Annotated in this window: 25 protein-coding genes and 1 pseudogene; 13 read left to right on the plus strand and 13 right to left on the minus strand. The window is 66.1% G+C overall.

Going from position 1 to position 24,845, the window contains the following annotated elements:
- Positions 1-43: 43 nt before the first annotated feature.
- Together ABH933_RS20315 and ABH933_RS20320 are read right to left on the minus strand one after the other, a co-directional pair.
- Entirely contained in the window at positions 44-859 is an 816-nt protein-coding gene (locus ABH933_RS20315) for an SDR family oxidoreductase (protein ID WP_429423761.1), read from the minus strand.
- Positions 860-957: 98 nt separating this feature from the next.
- Positions 958-1,515: a TetR/AcrR family transcriptional regulator gene (locus tag ABH933_RS20320; RefSeq protein ID WP_429423762.1), complete on the minus strand. Its 558-nt coding sequence runs from the start codon at positions 1,513-1,515 to the stop codon at positions 958-960.
- A 413-nt stretch (positions 1,516-1,928) separates the two neighbouring features.
- Here ABH933_RS20320 and ABH933_RS20325 point away from each other — a divergent pair, with 413 nt between their 5' ends.
- Positions 1,929-3,431 carry a long-chain-fatty-acid--CoA ligase gene (locus ABH933_RS20325; protein ID WP_429423763.1) on the plus strand — a complete coding sequence of 501 codons (1,503 nt, stop codon included), beginning with the start codon at positions 1,929-1,931 and terminating at the stop codon, positions 3,429-3,431.
- A gap of 43 nt (positions 3,432-3,474) precedes the next feature.
- Here ABH933_RS20325 and ABH933_RS20330 read toward each other — a convergent pair whose 3' ends face one another.
- A complete protein-coding gene (locus ABH933_RS20330) occupies positions 3,475-4,029 on the minus strand; it encodes a cysteine hydrolase family protein (protein WP_429423764.1) in 555 nt (184 codons plus the stop codon).
- Between the two features lie 189 nt (positions 4,030-4,218).
- Here ABH933_RS20330 and ABH933_RS20335 point away from each other — a divergent pair, with 189 nt between their 5' ends.
- On the plus strand, positions 4,219-4,983 hold the full coding sequence (locus ABH933_RS20335; RefSeq protein WP_215923337.1) for an SDR family oxidoreductase: 765 nt from the start codon (positions 4,219-4,221) through the stop codon (positions 4,981-4,983).
- A gap of 558 nt (positions 4,984-5,541) precedes the next feature.
- Here the strand turns inward: ABH933_RS20335 and ABH933_RS20340 are convergent.
- Positions 5,542-6,120, minus strand: coding sequence for a TetR/AcrR family transcriptional regulator (locus tag ABH933_RS20340; protein WP_429423765.1), 579 nt, complete (start codon positions 6,118-6,120; stop codon positions 5,542-5,544).
- A gap of 445 nt (positions 6,121-6,565) precedes the next feature.
- On the opposite strand from ABH933_RS20340, the gene ABH933_RS20345 reads away from it, so the two are divergent.
- Together ABH933_RS20345 and ABH933_RS20350 are read left to right on the plus strand one after the other, a co-directional pair.
- Positions 6,566-7,309 (plus strand): SDR family NAD(P)-dependent oxidoreductase, encoded by a 744-nt coding sequence (locus ABH933_RS20345; protein WP_429423766.1) that lies wholly within the window; start codon positions 6,566-6,568, stop codon positions 7,307-7,309.
- A 279-nt stretch (positions 7,310-7,588) separates the two neighbouring features.
- Positions 7,589-7,993, plus strand: coding sequence for a hypothetical protein (locus ABH933_RS20350; protein ID WP_429423767.1), 405 nt, complete (start codon positions 7,589-7,591; stop codon positions 7,991-7,993).
- A gap of 451 nt (positions 7,994-8,444) precedes the next feature.
- Here the strand turns inward: ABH933_RS20350 and ABH933_RS20355 are convergent, their stop codons facing one another.
- The 3 genes and pseudogenes from ABH933_RS20355 to ABH933_RS20365 form a co-directional block, all read right to left on the minus strand.
- Positions 8,445-9,974, minus strand: coding sequence for an ISL3 family transposase (locus tag ABH933_RS20355; RefSeq protein WP_429423768.1), 1,530 nt, complete (start codon positions 9,972-9,974; stop codon positions 8,445-8,447).
- Positions 9,975-10,071: 97 nt separating this feature from the next.
- The gene (locus ABH933_RS20360; protein ID WP_429423788.1) at positions 10,072-10,581 is read right to left on the minus strand and encodes a DUF6188 family protein; all 510 of its coding nucleotides are present in this window, start codon (positions 10,579-10,581) and stop codon (positions 10,072-10,074) included.
- 72 nt (positions 10,582-10,653) lie between these two features.
- A pseudogene (locus ABH933_RS20365) lies at positions 10,654-10,902 on the minus strand (ATP-binding protein); the annotation flags it as partial.
- A gap of 20 nt (positions 10,903-10,922) precedes the next feature.
- Between ABH933_RS20365 and ABH933_RS20370 the strand changes: the two are divergent.
- The 7 genes from ABH933_RS20370 to ABH933_RS20400 all read left to right on the plus strand — a co-directional run bounded on the left by ABH933_RS20370 (position 10,923) and on the right by ABH933_RS20400 (position 16,202).
- Positions 10,923-11,231, plus strand: a complete 309-nt coding sequence (locus ABH933_RS20370) for a DUF6262 family protein (protein WP_429423769.1) — start codon at positions 10,923-10,925, stop codon at positions 11,229-11,231.
- A gap of 251 nt (positions 11,232-11,482) precedes the next feature.
- The gene (locus ABH933_RS20375) at positions 11,483-11,779 is read left to right on the plus strand and encodes a transposase (protein WP_429423770.1); all 297 of its coding nucleotides are present in this window, start codon (positions 11,483-11,485) and stop codon (positions 11,777-11,779) included.
- Entirely contained in the window at positions 11,776-12,696 is a 921-nt protein-coding gene (locus ABH933_RS20380) for an IS3 family transposase (RefSeq protein ID WP_429455061.1), read from the plus strand. The genes ABH933_RS20375 and ABH933_RS20380 overlap by 4 nt, the downstream gene beginning before the upstream one ends.
- 263 nt (positions 12,697-12,959) lie before the next feature.
- Positions 12,960-13,463: a hypothetical protein gene (locus tag ABH933_RS20385; protein ID WP_429426023.1), complete on the plus strand. Its 504-nt coding sequence runs from the start codon at positions 12,960-12,962 to the stop codon at positions 13,461-13,463.
- A 59-nt stretch (positions 13,464-13,522) separates the two neighbouring features.
- Positions 13,523-14,629, plus strand: coding sequence for an IS630 family transposase (locus ABH933_RS20390; protein ID WP_429426021.1), 1,107 nt, complete (start codon positions 13,523-13,525; stop codon positions 14,627-14,629).
- Between the two features lie 39 nt (positions 14,630-14,668).
- On the plus strand, positions 14,669-15,256 hold the full coding sequence (locus tag ABH933_RS20395; RefSeq protein ID WP_429426019.1) for a hypothetical protein: 588 nt from the start codon (positions 14,669-14,671) through the stop codon (positions 15,254-15,256).
- A gap of 613 nt (positions 15,257-15,869) precedes the next feature.
- A complete protein-coding gene (locus tag ABH933_RS20400; protein ID WP_429426017.1) occupies positions 15,870-16,202 on the plus strand; it encodes a hypothetical protein in 333 nt (110 codons plus the stop codon).
- Between the two features lie 150 nt (positions 16,203-16,352).
- Here ABH933_RS20400 and ABH933_RS20405 read toward each other — a convergent pair whose 3' ends face one another.
- Complete coding sequence (locus tag ABH933_RS20405; protein WP_429426015.1) at positions 16,353-17,213, minus strand: glycosyltransferase family 2 protein; 861 nt, start codon at positions 17,211-17,213, stop codon at positions 16,353-16,355.
- 227 nt (positions 17,214-17,440) lie between these two features.
- Positions 17,441-18,484 (minus strand): hypothetical protein, encoded by a 1,044-nt coding sequence (locus tag ABH933_RS20410; RefSeq protein WP_429426013.1) that lies wholly within the window; start codon positions 18,482-18,484, stop codon positions 17,441-17,443.
- A 159-nt stretch (positions 18,485-18,643) separates the two neighbouring features.
- Here ABH933_RS20410 and ABH933_RS20415 point away from each other — a divergent pair, with 159 nt between their 5' ends.
- Complete coding sequence (locus ABH933_RS20415; protein WP_429426011.1) at positions 18,644-19,783, plus strand: lycopene cyclase family protein; 1,140 nt, start codon at positions 18,644-18,646, stop codon at positions 19,781-19,783.
- Between the two features lie 26 nt (positions 19,784-19,809).
- Here the strand turns inward: ABH933_RS20415 and ABH933_RS20420 are convergent, their stop codons facing one another.
- The 4 genes from ABH933_RS20420 to ABH933_RS20435 all read right to left on the minus strand — a co-directional run bounded on the left by ABH933_RS20420 (position 19,810) and on the right by ABH933_RS20435 (position 23,901).
- Entirely contained in the window at positions 19,810-20,064 is a 255-nt protein-coding gene (locus ABH933_RS20420; RefSeq protein ID WP_429426009.1) for a hypothetical protein, read from the minus strand.
- Between the two features lie 170 nt (positions 20,065-20,234).
- Positions 20,235-21,452 (minus strand): oxygenase MpaB family protein, encoded by a 1,218-nt coding sequence (locus tag ABH933_RS20425; RefSeq protein WP_429426007.1) that lies wholly within the window; start codon positions 21,450-21,452, stop codon positions 20,235-20,237.
- A gap of 243 nt (positions 21,453-21,695) precedes the next feature.
- Complete coding sequence (locus ABH933_RS20430) at positions 21,696-22,907, minus strand: acyltransferase (RefSeq protein WP_429426005.1); 1,212 nt, start codon at positions 22,905-22,907, stop codon at positions 21,696-21,698.
- Between the two features lie 205 nt (positions 22,908-23,112).
- Complete coding sequence (locus ABH933_RS20435; protein ID WP_429426003.1) at positions 23,113-23,901, minus strand: IclR family transcriptional regulator; 789 nt, start codon at positions 23,899-23,901, stop codon at positions 23,113-23,115.
- Between the two features lie 137 nt (positions 23,902-24,038).
- On the opposite strand from ABH933_RS20435, the gene ABH933_RS20440 reads away from it, so the two are divergent.
- On the plus strand, positions 24,039-24,845 hold the full coding sequence (locus ABH933_RS20440) for a 2-keto-4-pentenoate hydratase (RefSeq protein WP_429426001.1): 807 nt from the start codon (positions 24,039-24,041) through the stop codon (positions 24,843-24,845).

Consider the following 24,845-nt stretch of genomic DNA (forward strand, 5'->3'; position numbering starts at 1 on the left):
TACCTCCCTCTCGGGCTCGCGCGTCCGCACCGATCACACGGCGTTATCCGGCGGCCAGCAGCCCGGCTTGGTATCGACGCATGCCGCTCAGCCACTTCTCGTAGTCGGCGCCCTTGCGGCGGTACATCTCGAGCACCTCGGGGTGGGGCAGGATGAGGAAACGCTCGTCGTCGACCGCTTCCAACACGAGGTCCGCTACGACGTCCGGCGCGAGGACGGCACCGGCGGAGGTCACCGCCCTGGTGGCCGCCTCGCCAAGTCGGTCTCCCGAGTTCTCCCCTGCGCGCAGCAGTTTCGTTTCGACACCCATCGGGCACAGGCAACTGACCCGAATTCCCTTGTCGCCGTAGGTGACCGAGAGCCACTCGGCGAATCCCACCGCGGCATGCTTGGTCACCGAGTAGGCAGCCGAACCGATCTGGGTCAGCAGGCCTGCCGCCGAGGCGGTGCCGATGAAGTAGCCCTCGCCGCGTTCCAGCCAGCCCGGCACGAGCAGGCGGGCGGCCCGCACATGGGCGGTGACGTTGACGTCGATCGTGGTCGCCCAGGCCATATCGTCACCGAGGCCGACCGGCCCACCGACGCCCGCGTTCGCGAAATACAGGTCCACCGGGCCGAATTCGGCCTCGGCACGCCCGATGATTCCACGGATCTCGCCCTCGTCGGAGACGTCTGCACCGGCGGCCACCGCCTCGCCGGGACTGTTCTCCGGAATCAGACCGACGACAGCCTCGGCGGCCGCGCGGTCCAGATCGGCCACCACCACGCGCGCGCCGGCCTCCACCAGGCGCAGTGCGATCGCACCGCCGATACCGCCGCCGCCACCGGTGACCACCGCAGTCCTGCCCGCGACCTTCACGTATCGTCTCCTTCCGAGCCTTCCCCCGCACGAAACTTGAATCCTACGTCAATTTCAAGTTTCGGCAAGGACAGGCCCGGACAGTCAGGAGCGCACCACTATTCGGACTTCAGTTGCAGCGCGTTGACCCACAGCTGAGTCAGCGTGGCGACCAGCTTCTCGAACGCGATGCGCTGGTTCTGCACGAAGACGATGTAGGCCATGCGGCTGACCATCACAGACAGTGCCTGCGCTGTGATCAACGGATCGAGATCGGCGCTGGCGAGGCCTGATTCCTGTAGCTCGCGAATCGTCTTGGCATTGCGCTGCACGAACGCCTTGTTGCGCTCCAGCCGCAGCATCCGGAAGCCCTCGTTGATCTGGGTGACCTGTTCGAACACCCCCATCAAGCGCGCATTGCGCTTGTAGGCCAGCAGATATTCGCGATTGGCGGCCTCGATGAGGTCGCGTGCGTCGGTGACACCGGTACGCGCCCGCACGTGCGGGTGCAGCATCTCCTCCTGCACCTGCTCGACGACGGCAGTGAAGATTTCTTCCTTGCTGTCGAAGTAGGTGTAGAAGGACCCCGCGGCGGTGCCCGCCGCCTTGGAGATGTCGGCGATCTTCGCGTCGAGGTAGCCATCGCGCTCGAAGACTTCCCGCGCCGCGGCGACCAACGCGGTGCGCGTGCGCTCGCCGCGCTTCGTGCGCGGGGGAATTCGACGAGGCTCGGCCTCGCTCGCAACGGGTTCGGACACCAACGCTGATCACTCACTTGCTCGCCGGGACGGTTGTCGATTGCCACCGTATCACCGTGAGCACCGCGCGCCGCCGCTCCACGCTGAACCTCGGCTTCACCCGCCTACCTGCGCGGACAAGCACGAATCGACCAGTGCGGGCCGCGGCGGTTCACCGGAAGTCGGCTCTGCGAACGTGTCGACACAAAGTGACGGAACCTGTCGACCGGCGTGAGGACTTCGTTCCACAACCGCCTTGAACTTGACATCAGATTCACATACGATGCGAACGGGTCGTGACGCGGATCACAGGACCCCGCCCATTCTCCGGTCTCTACATATCTGGATGTTCCATGACTAATGTCGCCGACCGCATCTGGCAGCACGCATCCGAACGCCCCGACGCCATCGCGCTGCGTCTCAGGGACGAAAAAATCACCTATGGTGATCTTGTCCGCCGCGGCGCGGCTTTCGGCGGCTACCTCGCCGAATCCGGTGTCGCGGTGGGTGATCGCGTGGTGCTGGTCGCGCCCACGGTGCCCGAATTCGTCATCGCCTATCTGGGCGCACATGTGATCGGTGCCGTCGCCATTCCGGTGAACACCATGGCGACCGCTCCTGAAATCGGTTACGTGCTCGACGATTCCGGCGCTCGGTACGCCGTCGCATGGCATCTGGCGCGCGCGGGAGCCGAGCAGGCCGCCGTGGAGCGCGGCATCCCGCTGCTGGTCCTCGAACCCGGCGCGCCCACCGAACCCGCCACGCCGGTGACCGAGCCGGTGCACCGGGATCCGGACGACACCGCGATCATGCTCTACACCTCGGGGACCACCGGGAAGCCGAAGGGCGTGGAGCTCACGGTCTCCAATCTGACCGAGACCGCCCGCATTTTCATTGATCAGCTGCGGCTCACGCCCGAGGAGCGGTTCGGCACGGGGCTGCCGCTGTTCCATGTGTACGGGCAGGCGGTCTGTCTGATCACCACGCTGCACGCGGGCGCGTCGTTCTCGATGGTGTCGCCCTTCGATCCGGCCGCGATGATCGAGATGATCCGCGACCACAGGCTCACCGTCGTCTCCGGGGTGCCGACCATGTGGAATGCCATGCTGCATACCGCCGGTGACTATGGGCCCGAGGACTTCGCGAGCTTGCGGCTGGCCGCCTCGGGCGGGGCGTCACTGCCCGAGGCGGTCATTCGCGCCTTCTCGGAGCGATTCGGCTGCACGATTCTCGAGGGCTATGGGCTCACCGAATCCAGCGGGGCCGCGACCTACAACCCCCTGGATCGCGAACAGCGGATCGGGTCGGCGGGGACCGCCTTGCCCGGAACGTCCATCGAGGTCAGGGATCCGAACGGCGTGGTGCTGCCCGCCGACACCGTGGGTGAACTGTACATGCGCGGGCCCAGTGTCATGAAGAGCTATTGGAACCGTCCCGACGCCACCGCGGCCGACCTGTCCGACGGCTGGCTGCGCACCGGGGATCTGGGCAAGGTCGATGCCGACGGGTACGTCTACATCGTCGACCGCGCCAAGGATCTCATCATTCGCGGCGGCTACAACGTCTACCCGCGCGAGGTCGAGGAGGTGCTCTACGAGCATCCCGACATCGTCGAGGTGGCGGTGATCGGCATTCCCGACGACCACTACGGAGAGGAAGTGGGCGCGGTGGTGGCCACCGCGCCCGGGGTGGACCTCGATCCGGCGGAGCTGCGCGCCTGGGCCAAGGAGCGGCTTTCCGCCTACAAGGTCCCCCACCGCTTCGCTTTCACCGATCAATTGCCCAAGGGCGCGACCGGCAAGGTCCTCAAGCGTGCTCTCGATCCGAACCTGTTCACAGACAAGACATCCCGATGACCGCAGTACCCTCGGCAGAACTACCACCGCTCGCTACGGCGGATCATCGTTCCTCTCTGCTCCATCCAGCGCACTCCACGACCTCGAACCCCCGGCCGGGAAAGACGGTGTCCATGAAGAAGTCGTGCACCGCCGGGTCGCCGTCTGCACAACCATCACGCAGCACGGTCACCCGGTAGTCACGATCCGCCGCGTCGTAGCAGGTCGCGGCAACCATTGCGCTGGTCGCGACGCCGGCGATCGCCAGAGTGTCGACGTGGTGGGCGCGCAGCACCAGGTCGAGATCCGTGCCCGCGAACGCGCTGGCGCGTCGTTTCAGTACCACGACGTCACCGTCGGCAACTGGCAGATCGATCTCGGTTCCGGCCGACCCCTCGTGGAAATCGTCCCCAGCTTCGTAGAACGATCGGAAGAGCGCGTTCCCTGGCGGCAGATCGACCCCATTGCCCCGGAAGGCGAAGCGTACGAACACAATCAGCGTGCCGGCCGCACGGGCGCGCGGGAGAAGGTCGGTGAGGGGCGGCACGACCTGCTTGGCGAACGGGTAGCTTCCCGTGATGCCCCGTTGTATATCGCCGATGATCAGCGCTGTGGTCATGATTGAATCCCGTCGATGATGAGTCTCGCTACGGCGGAAGGGATAGCCGGAAGCGCGAGCCTACCCGGTGATCGGGTGGATCTGCGCCGTACCGGAGACCACTACCCGCACGGAACGGGCGGGCGCGGGAAAATACCGGGCGGTAGCAGCACCTGTCCGGGGGCCGCGGCGATGGGCTAGCGTGCGGGTATGACTGATGATCTGAAGGGCAAGAGCGCGCTGGTGACGGGGGCCAGCCGGGGAATCGGGCTGGCGGTCGCGGCCGAACTGCTGTCGCGCGGCGCGAACGTGCTGATCAGCGCACGCAAGGCCGAGCCGCTGGAGCAGGCCGCGGCGGAGCTGCGCGCGCTCGGGCACGGCGGGAAAGTCGTTGCCGTGGCCGGGAATTCGGGCGATTCGACCGCGCGGGCCCATCAGGTCGCGACCGCGGTGGCCGAGTTCGGGTCGCTGGACATCCTGATCAACAACACCGGTATCAACCCGTCCTACGGGCCGCTGATGGACGCCGACCTCGACGCGGTGCGCAAGATCTTCGATGTCAACGTCGTCGCGGCGCTGGGGTATGTGCAGGAGGCCTACCGGACCTGGATGAAGGACAACGGCGGCGCGGTGGTGAACGTGGCCAGCGTCGCGGGCCTGCGCTCGAGCGGGGTGATCTCGGCCTATGGCGCGTCGAAGGCGGCGCTGATCCGGCTCACCGAGGAACTGGCCTGGCAGCTGGGACCCTCGATCCGGGTGAACGCGGTCGCGCCGGCGGTGGTGAAGACGAAGTTCGCCGATGCGCTGTACTCGGCGAACGAGGAAGCGCTGGCGGCCACCTATCCGATGAAGCGCCTGGGCAAGCCGGAGGACGTGGCGGCGCTGATCGGATTCCTGGTCTCCGACCAGGCCGCGTGGATCACGGGCGAGGTGGTGCGGGTCGACGGCGGGCTGCTGGCCACCGGCGGCATCTGACTCCCATCAGTATCCACGTATCGAGGGTCACCTGTCGCCTGCCAGACTGAAGGGTTCTGGCGCAGGAAGCGTGATCGCGCTGGTCGGAGGTTTGCCGGGCGGCGTCTGGTGCTGGTAATGGTGACAAGCGTGCTCTGGTCTGACGGCGATGCTGACCAAGATCGGGGCTGTCGCTGGCCGGTCGTGCTGGTGCCCGTCTGGCCCGACAACTGGGATTCTCGACGAGCCGGGACACACTGTTGCGGCTGGTGCGGGGACTGCCTTGCCACGATCCTGCTGGCATCCCGGACACCGCCAGCACACCCAGCTCATCGAACCGGTCGCGCAGGCGGCGAATGACTTCGACTATCGCGATGTCGCGGTCATGGAAGAACGGGGCGTCCCGGTCCTCGAAATGGCCCAAACCCTGATACGGGGACTCGACCGTTCCGAACACCGCAACCTGAGGTGGCGCATCGCCCCCGTCTGTCGTACAGCGCCACGTCGGCGCCCGGGCGTCCCGTCTTGACAGCTGCCGATCCGAAAGCGTCGAACGCCAAGATCACCGACCGAGTCAAGTTAGCCGAAGGCGACATCGACCAGTGCCTTGGCGGCGCTGGCGGAGACCTTCGCGACGGCGGGGTTGTGGTCGAGCCACGCGGAAACTCCTGAGCCGTCGTAGAGCACGACCAACTGCTCGGCCAGCGTCTCCGAGGCAGGTGCGCCTGCGGCGTAGGCGAGGTCGAGGAATAGTGAGTGCACCCACAACCGGTACTCGTCGGTCGCCTTCTCCACCGCCTCGCTGGTCTCGGATTCGGCACTGGCGCACATGAACGCGCAGCCGCGGAAGTCCGGGTCGGCGAAGATGTCGCCCTGTACCTCGAAGATGCCGACCAACCTCTCACGGGGTGTGCGGTAGCGTGCCTCGAGCTCGCGGGCCATGCGCTCGCGGGTCTGGGCGTGGCGGCCTTTGAGGTAGGCGCGGACCAGCTCGCTCTTGCTGCCGAAGGTGTTGTACAGCGATGCCCTCGCCACACCGGCCTTCCTGATCACCTGGTCGACGCCCACCGAGTTGACTCCCTCGGCGTAGAACAACTCGTCGGCAGCCGCCAGCAACCGCTCGCGGGTCGAGACTCGTGCCTTCATCTCCTCAGTCATGGGGCCATCATATCAATTTTAGACCGAACGATCTACCAATCTCGGCTCTGTACTGATAGACCGTTCGGTTCAATCAGGATGGTTCCGGACCTGGGTAAACGGTAGGGAATCGGCGGGTGATACCGGGCAACGATGCGCCCTTGCAGCAGAAAGTTCCATTTCTGCGGCGTGTTGTGCGAATGTTGGCCCGGTCGATCTCAGTGTTGCGGAAAGCGGCGAGCACCCCTTGACACTGTTAGATCGATCGTTCTATGTTGTTCATATGAGCAGACAATGAAGTCTGATTGCATATGAGAGGAAAGTGCCGCATGGCAGGTGAGGCCAACCCAAACGAACAGCCACGGCGCTCACTTCCAGTACCCCGACCTGTTCGTCAAGCACGTCCGCTTGTTCCTCGAGGAGCAGTAAACCCCGACCAGCAGTAAACCCACAGGAGGCACCCATCATGGCAACACCCGTAGTTCTGATCACCGGAGCACTCACCGGCATCGGCCGCGGCGCCGCGCTCGCGTTCGCCGACACCGGCGCGAAACTCGTCGTCTCCGGCCGTCGTGATGCCGCAGGCAAGGAACTCGCCGAGGAGCTGCGCGCACGCGGCGCGGAGGCCGAATTCGTCAACTCCGACGTACGCAACGAGGATGAAGTCCGCGCTCTGGTCGACCAGACCATCGCACGCTTCGGCCGCCTCGATGTGGCGGTCAACAACGCAGGCACCGAAGGCGCCCCCGGGCCCATCACCGACCAGAGCGCCGAGAGCTATACCGCGACGTTCGACACCAACGTCCTCGGGGTGATCCTCAGCATGAAGCACCAGGTACGCGTCATGCAGCAGCGGGGCGGCGGCAGCATCGTCAATATCTCCTCCACCTACGGGCACGAAGGTGGAGCCGGAGCCGCGATCTACGTTGGCAGCAAGCACGCCGTGGAAGGCATCACCAAGTCCGTGGCGCTCGAGCTCGCCAAGACAGGAATCCGCGTCAACGCCGTCGCCCCCGGCGCCACCGACACCGCCATGCTCACACGATTCACCGGGACCGACGAGAACAAGGCTGCGCTCGTCGGCACGGTTCCGGTGGGGCGGCCCGCCCGCACGAAGGACATCGCAGACGCGATCGTCTTCGTCGGCTCGGACCATGCCTCCTACATCACCGGGGCCGTGATTCCCGTCGACGGCGGCCTGTCCGCATAACACCCGCCCGCCGGGCGCGGAGCACCCACCGCCGCCTGCGCAGTAAACGCGTCCGCACCCGGTCTCAGGCGCCCGTCCAAATCCGAATACAGCAGCCAACGTGATAGCAGCAGCAATACCAGCAATCGGCCCGTGCGGCCGGGAACAGGACACAGTCATGACCGAACGCGAGCGCAAGATCCCCGGCCCCGATTACCCCATCACCATCACCACCGAGTCGGCCTGACCAGACCGAGCCGAGGCCCGACCGAGTCCACGACAGACCCCTGGAGGAGAATCGTGAACGCCACACACACCAAGCCCCCGCGCGCCGTCCGAGCTATCTCCGCCATCGTGGTCCGGCTGAGCGATCTCGGAATCCCGCTGGGACCAATGCGCCTAATGGAATCAGGCCGGGCGACCTTTCCCGTGGACCTGATCCGCTACGACGGACACGACTGGCTCGTGTCGATCTTCGGGGAGACGGTATGGGCGAAGCGGGCCCGCAGATCCCAGCAAGTTCGGCTACGCCGAGGCAGGCGCTCCGAGACGTTCGGCGTCGTCGAAGTCGATGACGGCGAGCAACGTGAGGCGGTCCTCGAGCTCGTGCGTCGACAGGCCCGGCGCAACCCATGGGCGACCGCGGCCCTGCAAGCGGACCATAACCATCCGGTGTTCCGGATCGAGCCGCGAAGAACACGATGATCATCGCCACCACTGCCAGCCACCTGGTCAGTCGGTCCCGATGGCCCTGAGCCAGGTACCACCCTTAATCGATTGTGCCCACTTCGGTCTTGATCAGTTTCAGTTTCGCTGTGTCGGTCATGTCGGCTCCCGTCGGTCGGCAATCGTAAGGTGGCGCTCTCACGCTGGTGCACTGGTCTGCCCGGCGTATCCGATCGTCGACCACCGTCCAATACCGATCTCCCGATGGCATCCGAACCCGAAACGCACCCATCTTGCCTCCGCCTCCGTCGTAGCAACACGGGGCCACAGAGCTACACGCCCCAGACAACCGTCGCAGCGTGATCAGTCCGCGGGTCGCCGGATCTCTGTTGTCGAGCCGGATTCGTTGTGGCTGAGTAGTATTCGCTTCCGCAGCAGGTCCAGGTTCGATCTGCCATAGCACTGCCTCTCTTGAGGGCCTTGACCTTGTTCACAGTGCCCTCGGTCCGTTACTCCAGTTCAGGGTGAGTCCTGCTGTGACAGCGGCGAAGTCATGCTCGAGGCCGGTGGCGAACGAGTGCAGTGCGGGCAGGTTATCGGCCCGGACGTTCGCGATCCATTCCGGGAGGCGATCGCCACGTCGGTCGCGCATAAGGACCGCGAACGCGCCGACGTGACGGCGGGCGGCGGCAAGTTCGGGACAGCACGTCAGAATCGTGGTGAGCTGGCGTGTTTCGGCATCGGGCAGGTTGTCTGGGTGGCGGGTGATCCAGCTGGTCACCGCCCTGATATTCGCTTTCGGCGGTGGGATCACCGCTGGTCGCGCGGATGGCTTGCTGGCCTGGTAGGGCCGCAGGAAACGGTAGACGTTGTTGGGGCTGCCGCGGTAGCCGAGCTCGCGCAGTTCGGTGATCAGGGCGGCGGCATTGGTGTGTCCGGCGTTCCAGCGGGTGAGCAGATGCGGCACGAACTCGTCGATCATCTTGGCGCGAGACGTCGCGGCGGCGATGACGTCGTCCGGATCGGCGGCGAGAGCGAACCGGCGCGCGGTCTTGCGATCGATATCGAGTTCTCTGGCGATGGCGCGCAAGCCCTTACCCTCGGCACGTAGCCGTTGCACCGCCTCGTACCGTTCGACCGCGCGTGCACGCAATCCCGCGTATCCACCACCGCGATAACCTTCGGGCAGCGGTGTCGTGTTATCGGCGGTCTCGTCCGTGACCGCTTCGGGAGCGTGGCGGTCGGTGTCGCCGAGATCAGCGCTGGCGGTTGATGATTCCGTGAGACATCGACGATGGGCAACCACTGTCTTCTCCACGGCCTGGCACAAGTTCTGCCACAGGTGCCACCTGTCCGCGCATTGGGTGGCCTGGGGTGCGCCGCGGCGCGCGGCCTCGCTGTAGGCGCTGGCCCGATCCCGGGTGATGATCTCGATTTCCGGGTGCTGCGACAACCACGCCGCCACCGGGTCGGACTCGCGTCCATCGAGAACGTCGATGGGTCGGTGGGTGGCCATGTCCAGCAGGATGGTGGCGTACCTGCGGGAACGCTTGACGGCGAAGTCGTCCACTCCGAGCGCGGTGATCGCGCCGACCGGCGGATCGGGCAGTGCGCGGATCAGCCGCAGCAGCGTATCCCGGCTGGCCGGCAATCCCAGCTGGGCGGCCAGCCGGGCACCGGCTCGTCCCGCCAGCGCTACCGCGATCCTGGTGAGCATCGCGGTCAGCTGATCGGTGCGGCGTGACCGTTTCACCGTGAGCCCGTCAACTTGTTCGGCGAAAGTCTTTGCCCGGCAGCCTGTATTCATGCAGAAGAACCGGCGCACCACCAACCACACCACCATCTTCCGCCCGGACACAGCAGCGTCGGCGAGCTGGCGGCGATACCGGGAATGCACACGACCGGAAGGGGTTCCGCATCCGCCGCAGTGGGCCGTCGAGGTGGCAACGACTGCATCTACAACTACGGTATCGGCCTCGGCTCGAACACCCTGAACCAGCAGATCGTTCAAGTGCGGCAATAAGATTCGAAAAAGATCAACGCACGCCTGTTACCTTCACCTATGCCGAGCCGGATCCTGCGGTGACACGCCGACCGGCAAGATCACGCTATCTGCGTCAGAACCGACTGAAGGGACCACCGGTTTGCCCTGAGTATGGGACCGGGTTGGTTCCGGTCGCGGGGGCTGATGTTGATGGTGGCCGACTATGGGGTGGTTGGTCTATCTCGGGCTGGGTGTCAGGGTGTGGCCAGTCGGTCTCAGGTCCGCCGGGCGGGCAGTACCAGCGTTCGTCGGGAAGGCAGGCTGCCCAGGCTTCGTAGCGTGCCTGTGGCGGGCAGAGGATGTGTGCGCCGGTGTCGAAGGTGAGGGTGAGTTCCCAGTCCCGGACCTGCGCGGTAGCGACTCGATGGTTCAGCAAGCCCAGGACCGGGCCGGCGGTGAGCGGATCGTCCTGGACCCGGACTTCCCACTTCTTGTTCGTCGCGTCGTCGAACTGAAAGTCGGTCAGGTCGAGGTAAACACCGGGCTGATCGGGTGCGCCGAGATCGAAGACCAGGCGCAGAAACGATTTCCAGACCCAGATTTGTTCGATCTCGAGTCCGGTCAACGCGGTGAACTCACCCATGGCCACGACCAGAGCGTAACGAAGACACCCGATGCGTGAGGACGATCGCTTTTCGGTGAGACGTGCTGGGGGTCAACTCGATTCGCCGGGCTGGGCCGGTTTGCCGCGGCGCGGCTTCTGCCGTTGCCGGCAGGACTCGCCCTCGACGACGAGTTCGTAGGCCGCGGATTGCAGCCGGTCCATCGCCGACTGCGCCAGTAGCGGGTCGGCCATCATGGTCAGGATCTCCGGCGGTTCCCGGTTGCTGGTGATCACGGTGGAGGCTTTGCGGTGGCGTTCGAGGATCAGCTCGTAGAAATCGCTGGTCTCGACCGCTTCGACGACGAAGCTCCCGCAGTGGCATGACATCCCCATCGAGCAAGACCGCCGCCGCACACCAGGCCCGCCGCGCATCCACCGCTGGGATGCTCGACCGCGTCCAGGCCGCAGTCGGACAGTTGCGCCGCGAGCGGGCAAAGGTCACCGTCGCCGCAGTTGCCCGTCGAGCCGATGTCTCCCGGACCTTCCTCTACCAGAACCCGGAGGCGCACAAGCTGATTCGCGACAGCGCCGAGGCTGGCACAGCCGCTCGGGTTCGCTCCGGGACCGAGGCCGCAGCCCAGATCGAAGTGTCATGGCGCGAACGAGCCCTCACGCCGAGGACGGGCTGACCGCCGCACACAACGCGATCGCACAGCAGCGGACCACGATCGGCGAGCTACTCGGCCGCATCCGTGATCTCGAGACCGACCTGCCCAGCGATGGAGTCCAGCGAACCCTTTCCGAGAACAGCACCCTCAAAGCGCAGGTCCAGCAACTTCAATGCGATAATCACCGGTTACAGGAACGACTCCAGGGAGCCCGCGACAACAACTGCGACTCCCCTCATATCGTGGAGGCCGGACCATAGAGGAAAGGCCAGATGGCGGAGAAGAGACGCAAGTACGATGCGGAGTTCCGTGAAGGAGCAGTCCGGATCGTGCGCGAGACCGGGCGACCGGTCGCGCAGGTTGCCCGTGAGCTCGGGGTCAACGAGGGCACGCTGACCACATGGGTGGCCCGGGACCGGGCCCAGCGCGACGGCGCTGCCGGTGACCGGGTCAGCGAGTCCGAACGAGAGGAGTTGCTGCGGCTGCGGCGGGAGAACGCCGAGCTGGCGATGGAGCGTGATGTGCTCAAGCGATCAGTGGTCCTGTGGGTGAAGGAGGCGACCAAGTGAGCGTGGCTGGGTTCATCGCCTCCCAGAGGACCGAACACGGTGTGCCACATGCCGTTTCCTGCCGTGCCCTGAACGTGAGCGAGTCGTGGTTCTACAAGTGGAACGACCGTGAGCCCACTGGCCGCCAGCAGCGCCGCGAGAAGCTGACCGCCGCGATCGGCAAGGAGTTCGCCGATTCCGGTGCCACCTACGGCAGCCCCCGCATCGGGCTGGAGTTACGGGAGAAGGGCTGGCGAGTCTCCGACAACACCATCGCCATGATCATGGCTGAAAATGGTTGGGTGGCAAGGAAAGTCAAACGCAGACCCGCGACTACGCGGCAGGGGAAACGGGCAGCGGCACCGGACTTGGTGCGCCGTCAGTTCACCGCTGTCGCCCAGGATGTGCTGTGGGTCGGCGATGTCACCGAGATCGTCACCGACGAGGGGAAACTGTATTTGGCGGCGGTCGAGGACCGGTTCTCCGGTCGGCTGCTCGGCTACGCCACCAGCGTCCACCATGATGCCGAACTGGCCTGTGCCGCACTGAAGATGGCCGCTGCCACCCGCGGCGGGTTCGACGCGATCGACGGGGTGATCTTCCACTCCGACCGCGGCAGCGAATACACCGCCGCGGCTACCAATGCTCTATGCCGGCATCTGGGGGTGGTGCAGTCGATGGGTCGGGTCGCCTCGGCCCTGGACAACTCGCCGGCCGAATCGTTCAACTCCACCCTGAAGGTCGAGTTCGTCCACCGGCACCGCTTCCGCACCCGCGCTGAAGCCGCGCTGCGGATCGTCACCTGGATCACCGGCTTCTACAACCCGACCCGCCGCCACCGCCTGTGCGGCGGAATGTCGCCGATCAACTACGAAACCCACATGGCCGCAGTCCGAGCGGCCTCGGCAGCGGCCCTGTCACGAGACGAGGCCGCATAAAGGAGCCTCCACACTTCGAGGGGATTGACACAACGTTCCTCGACCAGCGGATCGCTCACCTCGAAGCTGAACTGACCGATCACACCGTCGCTCCGGCGACTTCGATCCCAAAATCCGGACTACCCGACCCGACATCGCTCCGCCGCTGAGATCGAATGAATGTCGGACCTCTGTGTCAAGGTCACTGTGAACCGCCATCACAACGTGCAGTCAGTCACTAATTCGTGCAGTGCAATGTGCAGTGTTCCGTCAGTGATCGTGCAGTGGACATCTACGGGCGAGCCTGTGTGATGTCGCAGGGCAGCCGGACCATGATCGTTCTCACCGATAGTCGCTGTACCGATGTTCCCCAAGGCCGGGGGCAGTGGTTTCAGGGTCTTCCTCCGCCGTTTTATCTGGGACACAATTGGGACTTTCCGGGCAGGGAGGCAACGGGGATGTCAGGTAAACGGCGAGCGATGGACGTGGATCCGAACGAACTCGACCGGGCCGCCACAAGGATGCGGGCGATGGCGGTCCGTGACTATCACGCCAGCGACGACCTCCAAAGAGGGCTGACTGAACGAGCGGGCGCCGACCATATATTCGGAAACTCGCCGGCAGCGAGTGACATCCTGGCGAAGTGGGACCGGGTTATCACCGCGCTGGCTCAACATGCCGACGTTCTGGGCACCAGAACCCAAGACATGGCTGAGAACCTAGAGCGGGCTGCAGACACCTACCGGAGAAACGAGGAACAGTCAGCAGAACAAATTTGGCTTATCTGAACGCAAACTGCGCAACTAGTGGTACGTGAGTCTGCTGTTCTTACGTGAGGTCTTGCGCGGTGGTGTTGACTGTCGGGGTGGAGTTGACGGCGGGTCAGCGGGCGGAGTTGCAAGGCATGATCAACAGTCCGGACGTGCCCGCGTCGGTGGGGACGCGTGCCCGAATTGTGTTGTGGCATGCGGAGAATCGGCAGAAGAAGGAGATCTCGGTGCTGGCCGGGGTGTCGCGGCCGACGGTGGACTGGTGGCTGGCCCGGTACGCGGCCGAAGGCGTGAGCGGACTGCACAACCGCACGCCGGGCGCTGGGCGGGAACAGGTGCCGGCGAGGATCCGTGCCCGGATCCTCGCGGCGACGCGGTCGAGCCCGCCGGATGGTTTGTCGCAGTGGTCTTCCCGGGAGATGTCGAAGTTCATCCGCCGGACCGAGGGCGTGTACGTGTCGCACCACTACGTGTCGAACCTGTGGCGTATAGAAGGGTTGCAGCCACACCGCCAGGGCACGTTCAAGCTGTCGCGCGATCCGGCGTTCGCGGAGAAGGTCGTCGATATCGTCGGTCTCTACCTCGATCCTCCCGGCGGGGCTGTCGTGCTCAGTGTGGACGAGAAGACTCAGGTCCAGGCCCTGGATCGGACGCAGCCGGTGCTGCCGATGGACTTCGGGGTCACCGAGAAACGCACTCACGACTACATCCGGCACGGCACCACGAATCTGTTTGCCGCTCTCGAGGTGGCCACTGGGCGCGTGTTCGGCGAATGCAAGCCGACCCGCACCGGCGCCGACTTCGTCGCGTTTCTCGACAAGGCGGTGAAAGCCCACCGCGGCAAGGAAATTCACGTCGTGCTCGACAACTTGTCGACCCACGGCACCCCGGAGGTGCAGCAGTGGCTGGCTGCCCATCCCGCTGTCGAGTTCCACTTCACTCCGATCGGATCGTCGTGGATGAACATGATCGAGACCTGGTTCGCGATCATCACCCGCCAATCCATCCGCCGCGGCACATTCAACTCGGTGAAGATGCTGGTCAAACAGATCCGCGATTACATCGAGCACTGGAACACCGACGCACGGCCGTTCGCCTGGACCACCACCTCCGACGAGATCCTGGCCAAGGTCCGGCTCACCCAGACCAACATCCGCAAACTCGTCGACAACAACGGGAAGTAAGACCATCAGAATCACGAACCACTAGGCGAGGGATTTCAGATGGACTTCAGACACACAGTTCTGAGAGAAGCTGCTCTGTCGGCCGAGATGGTCAGGCTGTTTGCCGCGGGAGAAGTATTGGGCGCGCCCTCAGATCCGATCGCGAAATTGTACAAGCTCGACTGCGTGCCCTCGGAGATCCGCCTTCTCGTGGACAATGTGCGCGCCCAGTCGACGGTGCTGAAGGAGGTCAGGAATGACTTCGAGAACACCCGGAGGAGACTGCTCAAAAAGTGGCGCGGCGACGCCGCTGATCAGTTCGCCGTCAGCAGCGGGATGCTGCTCAACACCTACTACGTGCGGCAGGCCGACACTCGTGACACAGCAAGTGCCGGCGAGCAGATCGCGGACGGCGTCGACAACGTGGCCACCACGGCGGCCGAGCTCGGCTTGCGTACTGCGTTGGATGTCGATCCCTCCTCCATCCTCGTGCTCGCGCACCGCAGAAACGCACCCCTGGAGGCCCAGCTAGCAGTCCTGCAGGCACTTGCTGACATTCAGCAGATGGTCGGCGTGAAGGAACTGGAGGTCGCCGCGCTCGGCTCGGGGCTGAAAGACTTGAGGCCACCACTCGAGCTCGAGATATAAGCCCATCAGCACGTCGAGCAGCTCCAACTGCGGGATAGCACCGAGGCTGACCCGCTGTCGTCGAGCGACCTCGTCTGCGTCGATGCCGCAGGTTATCCGGGTGCGGCCACCGAGCAGGGATGTGCCCAGGCTCGTCCGTGCCGCCTCATCGTGCGGGAGTCCGAACTCCTCGCGGATCAACCGGACAGCATCAGAACGCCCGGTCAGCCCTAGTGCGGTGGCTGTCACCGGGCGCGTGGTTCCGAATTCGGTGCCGACGTGATCCACCCAGCTCAGCAAGGACTCTCCGGGAAACGGACGCGGACACAGCAGCAGCCTCGGAATCGTTGAAGGACAAGGTGATTGGAACCGGATGGCCATAGCAGCTCAGCTTGCCATCCACCCACAGGTCGAGAGTAATGCCGTCTGGTATTGCATTGCGGGCCAACACATTGGAGGGACGAGAATCGCGGACCCTGTGTGTGCCCTGCCAAGGGATAGTCCACAGGACACTGCACCCGGCACGACTCGGCGAGACAGTGCAGTGCCCAGGTCAACACCACACCGCACTGCACTCTTCAATGACGTTCCACAGTCACAGCGGCAGAACGCAATTCGACATCGAAGGACACCTATGAGCAACCGCCGGCTCGAAACCGCCCGGCAATCCGAAGCCGCAACTGCCGATGCTCTCCGCACGGACGGCTTCTCGGTCCTCAACCTCAACGAGCTCACTGGCAACTGCCCATTCATGGACCTCCTTGTCCGTGAGGATGACCTGCGCTTCGTCGTGCAAGTCAAGGGCACCACCACCAACCCGGCGAAATTCACCGTCGACCCAGCGAGCCTGCGATCCTCGAGGCTGTTCGCCGCCGCGCTCGAAATGCAGGCGTTCTATGCCTTCGTCCAACTCGCGGACGGCGAAGGCCCCAACCATTTACTGGACCGGCCTCGATGCCCTCGGTGAACTCGTAGGAGACACCCTGCCCCCGGGCATCCGCTACAACGTCTTCCACTCCCAGTTGTCGGACCTGTCCGTCCGGAATCTATTGAGACGTAACAGAGGCATCGGCATATGACCCGCACCTTGCGGCTCCATCTGCCCGACCAGCCACTCCTACGGCCGGGCGATGAGCCTGCGGATCGTGTTCGCAGTGACCAGGACGACCAGGCGAACACCGAGGAACGTCGCCGCGGCCGGAAGCAGCAGACGTTTCCAACCGCTACGGGTGCGGGAGTAGAAGATCAGGGCGCTGCGGTGGTGCTGCCACAACGACTTGTTACGCCGGAACTTGCTGGACTGGCCACCAGAATGGTCCACCCACGCCGGGCCGGACAGCAGTGTCGAATGGCCGAATTCCTGGGCTCGGTAGCACAAGTCCGCGTCCTCCAGATACATCCAGAAGGCGCGGTCGAAGCCTCCCAATCGCTCCCACAGCGGCCGACGGAGCATGATGCAGCAGCCGGACACCCAGTCGACCACCTGATCGGCGTCCGGCCGACCGAACGCTTCGCCGAAGTATTCGCGGCTGGCGGCGTTGCCGGGGCGCAACACGCCCATAACCGCGTGCCGGAGAGCGACCGAGGTGGATGGGAAACGGCGACCGTTGGGATATGGCTTGCCGTCGGTGATCATGCGAGCGCCGACGATGCCCACCTGTTCGTCAGCGAGGGTTGCGCGCATGGCCTCCAGGCACTTCGAGTCGCCGAGAACAGCATCCGGATTCAGGGTCGCCACATAGTCACCGGTCCCGAGCGCGGCGGCTTTGTTGACGGCATCACCGAACCCAGTGTTGCGGTTCACAATTGGCTCAATGCCGAGCGCGCGGGCGACCGCGAGGGTGTCATCGGTGGAGGCGTTGTCGATCACCAAGATCCGCACCTGGTCGGCCACAGTCTGAGCACGAACGGACTCGACTGCGGCGGGCAGCAGCGCAGCGCTGTTGAAGGTGACGAGAACGACATCGATACCCGTCATCGGCAGAAGCCTTTCATTGGGGTCGGGGGATGTCTTCAAAGCTGACGGCCAGATCCGGCCCGGCGCACGCTACCACTCACCAGCCGACCCAGGGACCAGAACCGACAGCACATCATCGCATACATGTTAGCGATGAAAACATGCAGGTCAGGTGCGGTAATTACGATTCGAAGGTCGGAAAATTCGAGAAAGCTCACCCAGCGCTTCGCATGTGGAGCTGAACCCGCTCATCTCCACATCAGCGCGCTGACCATGTCAGCCTGCATGTAGTGCAGGTATTTCGCCGCCGTGGCCTCGGGGACGGCCGAGGTGGCGGTCACGAGCGTGGTCACCAGGAACTGCCCCTGGGCACCGCCCTGCCACTTGCCGACGGCGAAGTGGGCGAGGTAGGTGCCCGGGCGCAGCTTCAGGTCGGAATCGGAGTACTTGCCCACGGCCGCGGCCGCCTTGGCGGGATCGGACATGCCCATGACGAATTGCGTCAGCATCAGCGCGCCGCCCTCGGCCCGGTACACGAGCTCCGCGGTGTAGCGGCAGCCCAGGTCGGTGAACTTGGTGCCGGACTCGACCGGCACACAGGTCGAATCGTCCCGCCCCTGCACCCAATCCGCGTGCAGCTGAACCGAATCCAGTGTGAAGTTCCAGTTCTTGGCGTATTCGGTGTAGCTCAGGTGCCCGGACGAGGCCGGGGCCGTGGGCGCGGCCGAGGAGCTGGTGCTGCTGGGCGTCGCGCTGCCGGTCGCGGGAGCCACCGGAGGTTTCGGGGCCGCGGTGGGGGTGCTGTCGTGGCTGGTGAACGTGACGACCAGGGCGACGCCGATCACCAGCAGCGCGACCACGCCCACCGCGATTCCGACGATCAGGCCCGTCCGGCGCTGCGGGGTCGCGGGCAATCCGCCGGGATAACCGGGTTGGGCGTTCCAACCGGACTGATAGCCCGGCTGCTGGTACGCCGGTTGCTGGTAGCCGGGCTGCGCCCCCGCGGCGGTCTGCCCCCAGCCCGCGTCGTACGGTTGTGCCTGAGCTCCGGCGAATCCCGGCGCGGCCTGCGGCGCACCGCCGGACTGCGCCCAGCCTTGTTGCGGCGATGTGCCCGTCCCCCAGGCCGGCGCGTCCTGCGGACCGGTGGTGTGGTCCCCCTCCGGGAGCTTTCCCCTCGTCTCCCACCAGCTGGCATCCTGCTGCTCGTCCGCGGACGACTCCCCGACCGGTGCGTCCGACGGCTGCGCGGGATCGCCGCCGTGCGGGCCCGAACCGGGGGGAAATGTCATGACAAGCCGCCTTCCGCTCCCCCGGGGCGCCGTAGCTCCCTTGTCGCGGTCGTCCCCCGGGCCTTCTTCGCGCAGACCATACCCGAGATGTCCGATCCGACGCATCCGAGATCCGGGCCGCGCCACCGGGTCCGGCCGCGCGTCTGATCCAATCACGGTGTGACCCCCGACCTCCTGATCTGCGGCCTCGGCCCCGCCGGGCGCGCCCTGGCGCATCGCGCGCTCGCGCACGGGCTCGCGGTGACCGTCGTCGACCCGCATCCGGACCGCGGGTGGACACCGACCTATGCGGCGTGGGCCGACGAGTTGCCCGGCTGGGTCGCGCCCGAGGTTATCGCCGCGTCGGCGCCGCGCCCGGTGGCCTGGGGTTCGCGACGTTACGTGATCGATCGGCGCTATGTGGTGTTCTCCACTGCGGCACTGCGGGATTCGCTCGACATTGCGGGCGCGAGGGTGATCGCGGGGCGCGTCGAGGGCATCACCGGCCGGCGGCCCGGGCGAGGGCCCGAATCGGTGCGGCTTGCGGGTGGCGAGATCCTGTCCGCGCGCCGCGTGATCGACGCCCGCGGTGTGCCGCGCTCCCCCGACCGCGCGGAACAAACCGCGTACGGGCTTGTCCTGCACCGTGATCCGCGTCACGAGACGATTTTCATGGACTGGCGTTCCGACAACGGCGCCCGTCCGGGCACACCTCGCTCGTTCCTCTACGCGGTGCCGCTCGGACCGGATCGCATGCTGTTCGAGGAGACCTGCCTCGCCGGACGTCCCGCGATCACCACGACCGAGCTCCGGGACCGCCTCCATGCCCGGCTGCGTTCCCGGGGAATCGAATTCGACGGCACGGAACCGGACGAACGCGTGAGATTCGCGCTCGAGGGCGGGCGTCCGGGCGCTCGGCGGTTCGGCGCAGCGGGCGGATACCTGCATCCCGCAACGGGTTACAGCGTCGCCGCGACCCTGTCCGCTGTTGACAGTTTCCTCGCCCGGACCTGTGGTCGCTCTTCCGGCACCGAATCCGCAAGGCTTGCGGGAGCATTCCGGCGAACCTCGACCGTGCGCGCTGTCCACACGCTGCGCACCGCTGGGTTGCGGGCGCTCCTGGCACTACCGCCGGACGACATCCCCGCGTTCTTCGACGCGTTCTTCGAACTCCCGCCGGCCCGCCAGCGCGCCTATCTCTCCGGCATCGACGACATGAAGGGCACCGCCGCCGCGATGACCGCCCTCTTCGCGGCGATGCCCTGGCGGATCCGCCGAATCCTGGCCACCGCCACTGTGGGCCCGGCACTGCGGAACTGACGGCGAGTCCCGGAGTTACCTGCCACTCAGTCGAACTGGACCCGGCGGATCGGGCCTATACCCGCCAGCGCGGCCAGGGCCAGGATGCCGTGGGCGGCGACGAAACCCAGTGCCAGGTTGAACGAACCCGTGTGCTGGACAAGGTATCCGATGACGATGGGCGTGACGATGCCCGCGATGTTGCCCAGGCCGTTCATGGCGGAGCTGACGAAGCCGGCCGCCTGCGGCGGGGCGATGTCGGTGGTGATCGCCCAGCCCAGCGCGCCCATGCCCTTGACCATCCGGCCGCCCGCGAGACCTACCGGACCCCGCTCACAGAACTCGGCACGTAGTTCTGGGCCAGTGCGTCATCCCGGCTCATCGTGGGCACAGTCGATTACGGCCACCGCGCGCTGAAGGACCGGAGCGATCGACAGGCAGGCCGGAGTTGCCGCACGGACGGCGACACACGCTAGGCCGCGCTGGCGATGTGACGGGCCGAGTCTCCGATCACCGCAGCATCCTCACCGATCAGCCTGTGCAGGAAGGCTTCCTGCTTGCGCCGCCCGGCGATCGCCGCCCGATCCATGCCACCGGGCAGAATTTGCGTCGCGACACTCCGGACCAGATTGACGGGCAGGCGCAGCAACGGATACCACGGCAGCACATACGGCGGCAGGCCGAGTGTGCGCATGGCCGCGGGACCGAGGAACACGCTGGTGACCGACAGGTGTTGAGAGCGGGCGATGCGGCCCCGCAGCCCCGGCAGATTCGGGTAGTGCCAGCCCAGCGGGTCCTCGGCCATCGGGGCGGCGAGCTGACGGGTGGTCTCGTCCGGATTGGTGATCGCGGCGAGGCAGTGGTACAGAATGCGCACCGCGTCGCGAAAACCGTTGGGCAGGAATCGATCCTCGACGCCGATGAGGTATCCCACGTACCGCGTCAGGTGCGCCGCCGCCGCCAGATCCCGGGGCGGGGCCAGCATTCCCATCACCAGCCCGCCGAGCACCGGCGAGATCAACGCCCCGACCAGCGTGGCGGCCATGTCGGTCTGATTGATCGGCAGCCCCCACTCCCGCGGCCGCCAGTCCGGCAGCTGCGCGACGTGGCGGCGGACCAGCGCGTGGATGAGCCGGACGTGGATCGTCGAGCGATAGCCGCGCCCCAGCGGCGACATGCCCTCCTCGGAGCTGACGTCCAGCGCCCACTGCAGGGTCTCGGCAAATCGCTTGGCGGGCCCCTTCTCCAGGGCGCCGGTGCGCACCAGTGTCTTGTTGAATCCCGAGGCCAGGTAGCCGCCGATCAGGGCCACGTCGCGCGCGATGTACAGCCCGTCGGCTCCGCCGCTCCGGAAGAACCGCTCCCCGCGGGCCAGCAGCTCCCGATCCAGCCACGGCGGCGGCGTCTCGACGCGAACGAAGAAGTCCCGCAACGGTTCCGGCGCCGCGGGCACCGCGGCGATGCCCTCGCACAACGCTCGCTCGAACAGGGGGCGGGTGCGATCCATACCCTCCCTGTACATCCATTCGACGAGTTCGTCCATCGGCGCGTCGCCGACGGTCAGGGCCTCCCCCAGCTCGCGCCACTGTTCCGGCGACGGCCCGCGCAGGCCCATCACCCGGGCGAAGAGACCAACCCCCGGGACGCGGCGTGGCGCGGCGGGATGACGGAGCGGGACATCCGAATGCATGGGCTCTCCTTCGAACCGATATCTCGGCCGAGCGTCGCCTCGGCGGCCGCCCGACCCATGCATCAAAGATAGAAGTCGCGTTACTCTGCGTCAATATGCATCAAAACTAGCGACATTGTTACATCGAGAGCGCGCGGCTCACCCGTACTCGGCAGCGAGTGTCCGGCCCCGACAGACGCGGCCGATGTCGGGTAAGCCCGCCCGCGGGCCCACACCCGCCCCCGATCAGCGCCGCCGGACCGCCTACACGGTGCGCAGCCGCCGGACGATCCCCGAGAAGTCGGTGCGAACCATCGGACGCCCGGTCATCCACAGACTGCCGGGCACGCGGCGCACGATTTCCGCCGTCGCCAGCGATATCGCCACGACACAGACATACAGCACGGTCGTGCCCCAGAGCATCCCCATGGCGGTGACCATGGGCACGACCCACGGAGCCATCAGCTGTAATGCCAAGGGGTGCAACAGAAATACGGCGAACGACCGATCCGACGCATACGTGACTGCCCGGACCGAGACGGAATCGGCCGTCCGTCGCGTGGCCCACCACCGTCCGATCGTGTATAGCGCCGCGATCGTCAGCACATAGAACACGATCAGGTGCGGCATGAACACGTCGTTGGCGACCTCGGGCGCCATGCCGCGCCCGACGGAGCGGAAGTAGTCCCATTCCGACACCCCCGCGGACACCACCGCACCCAGGACGAACAGCGCACCGAACCGGCGCACCGCCCGGTCGACGAAGTCGAGGTGCCAGGCCGCCACGGCGCCGAGCACGATATAGAACTGGTAGGCGAACACGATGACGTAGACGTGGGTCCACAGCGTTGCCGGGCCACCACTCAGCGCCGGCGGATGCACGATCGCCCACTGGATCGCCAGTTGCAGGGCGCCGCTGGCCGCGAGCACCCAGCGGTGCCGACCTTCGGTCGCCCGCAGCAGCCGCACCAGCAGCGGAAACAGCAGATACGCCTGCATGGTGACCAGCAGGAAGTACATCTGGTACCAGGCCTCGCCGGTGACGATCTCGACGCCCAGCCGCCGAATCGACTGCCCGACGGTCTCGTGATACTGCTGCAGGACGATCGAATATCCCCAGTAGAACACCGACCAGACCAGGTACGGGATGCCGATCAGCGCGAATCGCCGCCGCCAGAACGCGCGCGCGGAGAACTGCCGGTGCCCGTACTGATAGACCAGGACGAATCCGGTCAGCGCGAAGAATGCCTCGCGGGTGAAGTGCAGCAGCGCCTCCAGGCCGTTGGCGGTCACATTGCCCGGGGTGGCGCCGGTGATCACGTGCACCGCGATGACGCAGGCGAAGGTCAGGATGCGGAACAAATCGATCTGATACAGGTACGGTCGCTTGGCCTTTCGCGGCCGCGGCGGGTCCGCAGGCGGCTCAGCGAGGGTGACCGCCGCCGTCCCGATTGTCCGATTGTCCTGCGTCGTCATCCACATCCTCGTGTCGGCCCCGGATCATGGTTCCAAGCGATCCTGCGAAACTTCTCCACGAAATCTTCGAATCGACTGCACTATCGCGACATTCGTTCCCGACACGCATCGCCCCCCGGACATCGACCGTGTCGCACTACTCGCTCCGGCCGGGACATACTAGCGCTTCATCGGGCAAACACCGCGCACCGCAGGGCCCGCCGTGTCATTCGTCCGAGGCCGACACCATCCGCGCACGCCGGGTGAGGGTGACTCCGATGCCGTCGGCGGCCGCGCGCACCGCCGCGGCGTGTGCCTCCGGGTGGAATCGGTGCGAGGGGCCCGCGACGCTGATCGCCGCGACCACCCGATCGGCCTCACGGACGGGCGCGGCCACGCACACCAGTCCCGGTGTCGACTCCTCGAATTCGTAGGCGACCCCCTCGGTCGCGATGCGGCCGAGCTGCCTGCGCAATATGCCCGGCTGCACCAGCGTGCGGGGCGTGTAGCTGCGCAAAGGCCCCGCCAGCACCTGATCGCGCAGCGAGCGATCGACGTAGGCCAGCAGCATCTTGCCGATGGCCGTGCAGTGCACCGGCATCCGGCCGCCGATCCGGGACGGGGCACTCGCCTGGCGCCGCCCACCGATCTTGGTCAGGTAGACCACGTCCGTGCCGTCGAGGATGCCCAGGTGCACCGTCTCGTGGATGCGGCCGTTGAGTTCCTCGAGGAACGGGATCGCGACCTCGAGCAGGCTCCGCTCCACCGAGGCGCGCATCCCCAACTCGAACAGGTAGCCGCCGAGCCGGTAGCCGGCCTCGGTCCGCTCGAGCAATCGCACGGCGACCATGTCGGCCAGGACCCGGTGCAGGGTGCCCTTCGGTATTCCGGTGCGCCTGCCGATCTCGGCCAGGCTCAGCGCGCCGTCATCGATGGAGAACGACTCGAGCGCGGCCATGACCTTGCCCAGCACGGTCGTTCCGTCGATTTGCCGTTCCGTGGCACTCGATGACATCGCCGCCCTTCCAGCGCGTTCCTTCGACCGATCGTACCCACGCGTTCCACTCAACGGAACGAGATGCTGGCGCACCCGGCCGGCCCCGGGCGACAGTGAAGGCCACACCCACTTCAGCTAATACTCCGGGACCTTGCATGCCACCATCACGACTCGACGACCGAACCGACGCGGCGAGCGCCGCCGCCCGACTGCTGAGCACCGCCGCCCGCACCGGCACCCCCTGCGCCCCCGTGCGGGAACTGATCGGGACCGACGACGTCGCGACCGCCTACGCGGTGCAGGCGCAGCTGACCGCCGAACGGCTGGCGGACGGCGCCACCATCGTCGGCCGGAAGATCGGCCTGACCTCGGAGGCCGTGCAGCGGCAGCTCGGCGTCGACCAGCCGGATTTCGGCGTCCTGTTCGAGGACATGGAATTCGGCCAGGACACGCCGATTCCCGCGAACCGCCTGCTGCAGCCGAAGGCCGAGGCCGAGATCGCGTTCGTGCTCGCGCGCGACCTGTCGGACGGCCCGCTCGACGACGAGCAGGTCCGCGCCGCGGTCGACTACGCGGTGGCCGCGCTGGAGATCGTCGACAGCCGAATTGCCAACTGGGACATCACATTCGGTGACACCGTCGCCGACAACGGTTCCAGCGGACTGTTCGTCCTCGGATCGCGCCGCCGCACTCTCGGCGAGTTCGAACCCGTGACGGCGCGCATGACCATGTCGATCGACGACACCGAGGTGTCCACCGGCACCGGGGATGCCTGCCTCGGCGACCCGCTGCTGGCCCTGGGCTGGCTGGCGCGCACCACCCGGGAATTCGGCGAGCCGCTGCGCGCGGGCCAGGTGGTCCTTTCGGGGGCGCTGGGGCCGATGGCCGCGATCACCGCCCCCGCAACCGTCACCGCGGACATCTCCGGGCTCGGCTCGGTGACCGCCATCTTCGAGGAGTGA

It is taken from the genome of Nocardia sp. GP40 (assembly GCF_050434125.1).
In the GTDB taxonomy this organism is placed as follows: domain Bacteria; phylum Actinomycetota; class Actinomycetes; order Mycobacteriales; family Mycobacteriaceae; genus Nocardia; species Nocardia albiluteola.

Coding starts and splice junctions, on each gene's coding strand:
- ABH933_RS20325 (WP_429423763.1), top strand. CDS start 1,929: ATGACTAATGTCGCCGACCGCATCTGGCAGCACGCATCCGAACGCCCC.
- ABH933_RS20330 (WP_429423764.1), bottom strand. CDS start 4,029: ATGACCACAGCGCTGATCATCGGCGATATACAACGGGGCATCACGGGA.
- ABH933_RS20335 (WP_215923337.1), top strand. CDS start 4,219: ATGACTGATGATCTGAAGGGCAAGAGCGCGCTGGTGACGGGGGCCAGC.
- ABH933_RS20340 (WP_429423765.1), bottom strand. CDS start 6,120: ATGACTGAGGAGATGAAGGCACGAGTCTCGACCCGCGAGCGGTTGCTG.
- ABH933_RS20345 (WP_429423766.1), top strand. CDS start 6,566: ATGGCAACACCCGTAGTTCTGATCACCGGAGCACTCACCGGCATCGGC.
- ABH933_RS20360 (WP_429423788.1), bottom strand. CDS start 10,581: ATGGGTGAGTTCACCGCGTTGACCGGACTCGAGATCGAACAAATCTGG.
- ABH933_RS20370 (WP_429423769.1), top strand. CDS start 10,923: ATGACATCCCCATCGAGCAAGACCGCCGCCGCACACCAGGCCCGCCGC.
- ABH933_RS20375 (WP_429423770.1), top strand. CDS start 11,483: ATGGCGGAGAAGAGACGCAAGTACGATGCGGAGTTCCGTGAAGGAGCA.
- ABH933_RS20395 (WP_429426019.1), top strand. CDS start 14,669: ATGGACTTCAGACACACAGTTCTGAGAGAAGCTGCTCTGTCGGCCGAG.
- ABH933_RS20400 (WP_429426017.1), top strand. CDS start 15,870: ATGAGCAACCGCCGGCTCGAAACCGCCCGGCAATCCGAAGCCGCAACT.
- ABH933_RS20405 (WP_429426015.1), bottom strand. CDS start 17,213: ATGACGGGTATCGATGTCGTTCTCGTCACCTTCAACAGCGCTGCGCTG.
- ABH933_RS20410 (WP_429426013.1), bottom strand. CDS start 18,484: ATGACATTTCCCCCCGGTTCGGGCCCGCACGGCGGCGATCCCGCGCAG.
- ABH933_RS20420 (WP_429426009.1), bottom strand. CDS start 20,064: ATGGTCAAGGGCATGGGCGCGCTGGGCTGGGCGATCACCACCGACATC.
- ABH933_RS20425 (WP_429426007.1), bottom strand. CDS start 21,452: ATGCATTCGGATGTCCCGCTCCGTCATCCCGCCGCGCCACGCCGCGTC.
- ABH933_RS20430 (WP_429426005.1), bottom strand. CDS start 22,907: ATGACGACGCAGGACAATCGGACAATCGGGACGGCGGCGGTCACCCTC.
- ABH933_RS20435 (WP_429426003.1), bottom strand. CDS start 23,901: ATGTCATCGAGTGCCACGGAACGGCAAATCGACGGAACGACCGTGCTG.
- ABH933_RS20440 (WP_429426001.1), top strand. CDS start 24,039: ATGCCACCATCACGACTCGACGACCGAACCGACGCGGCGAGCGCCGCC.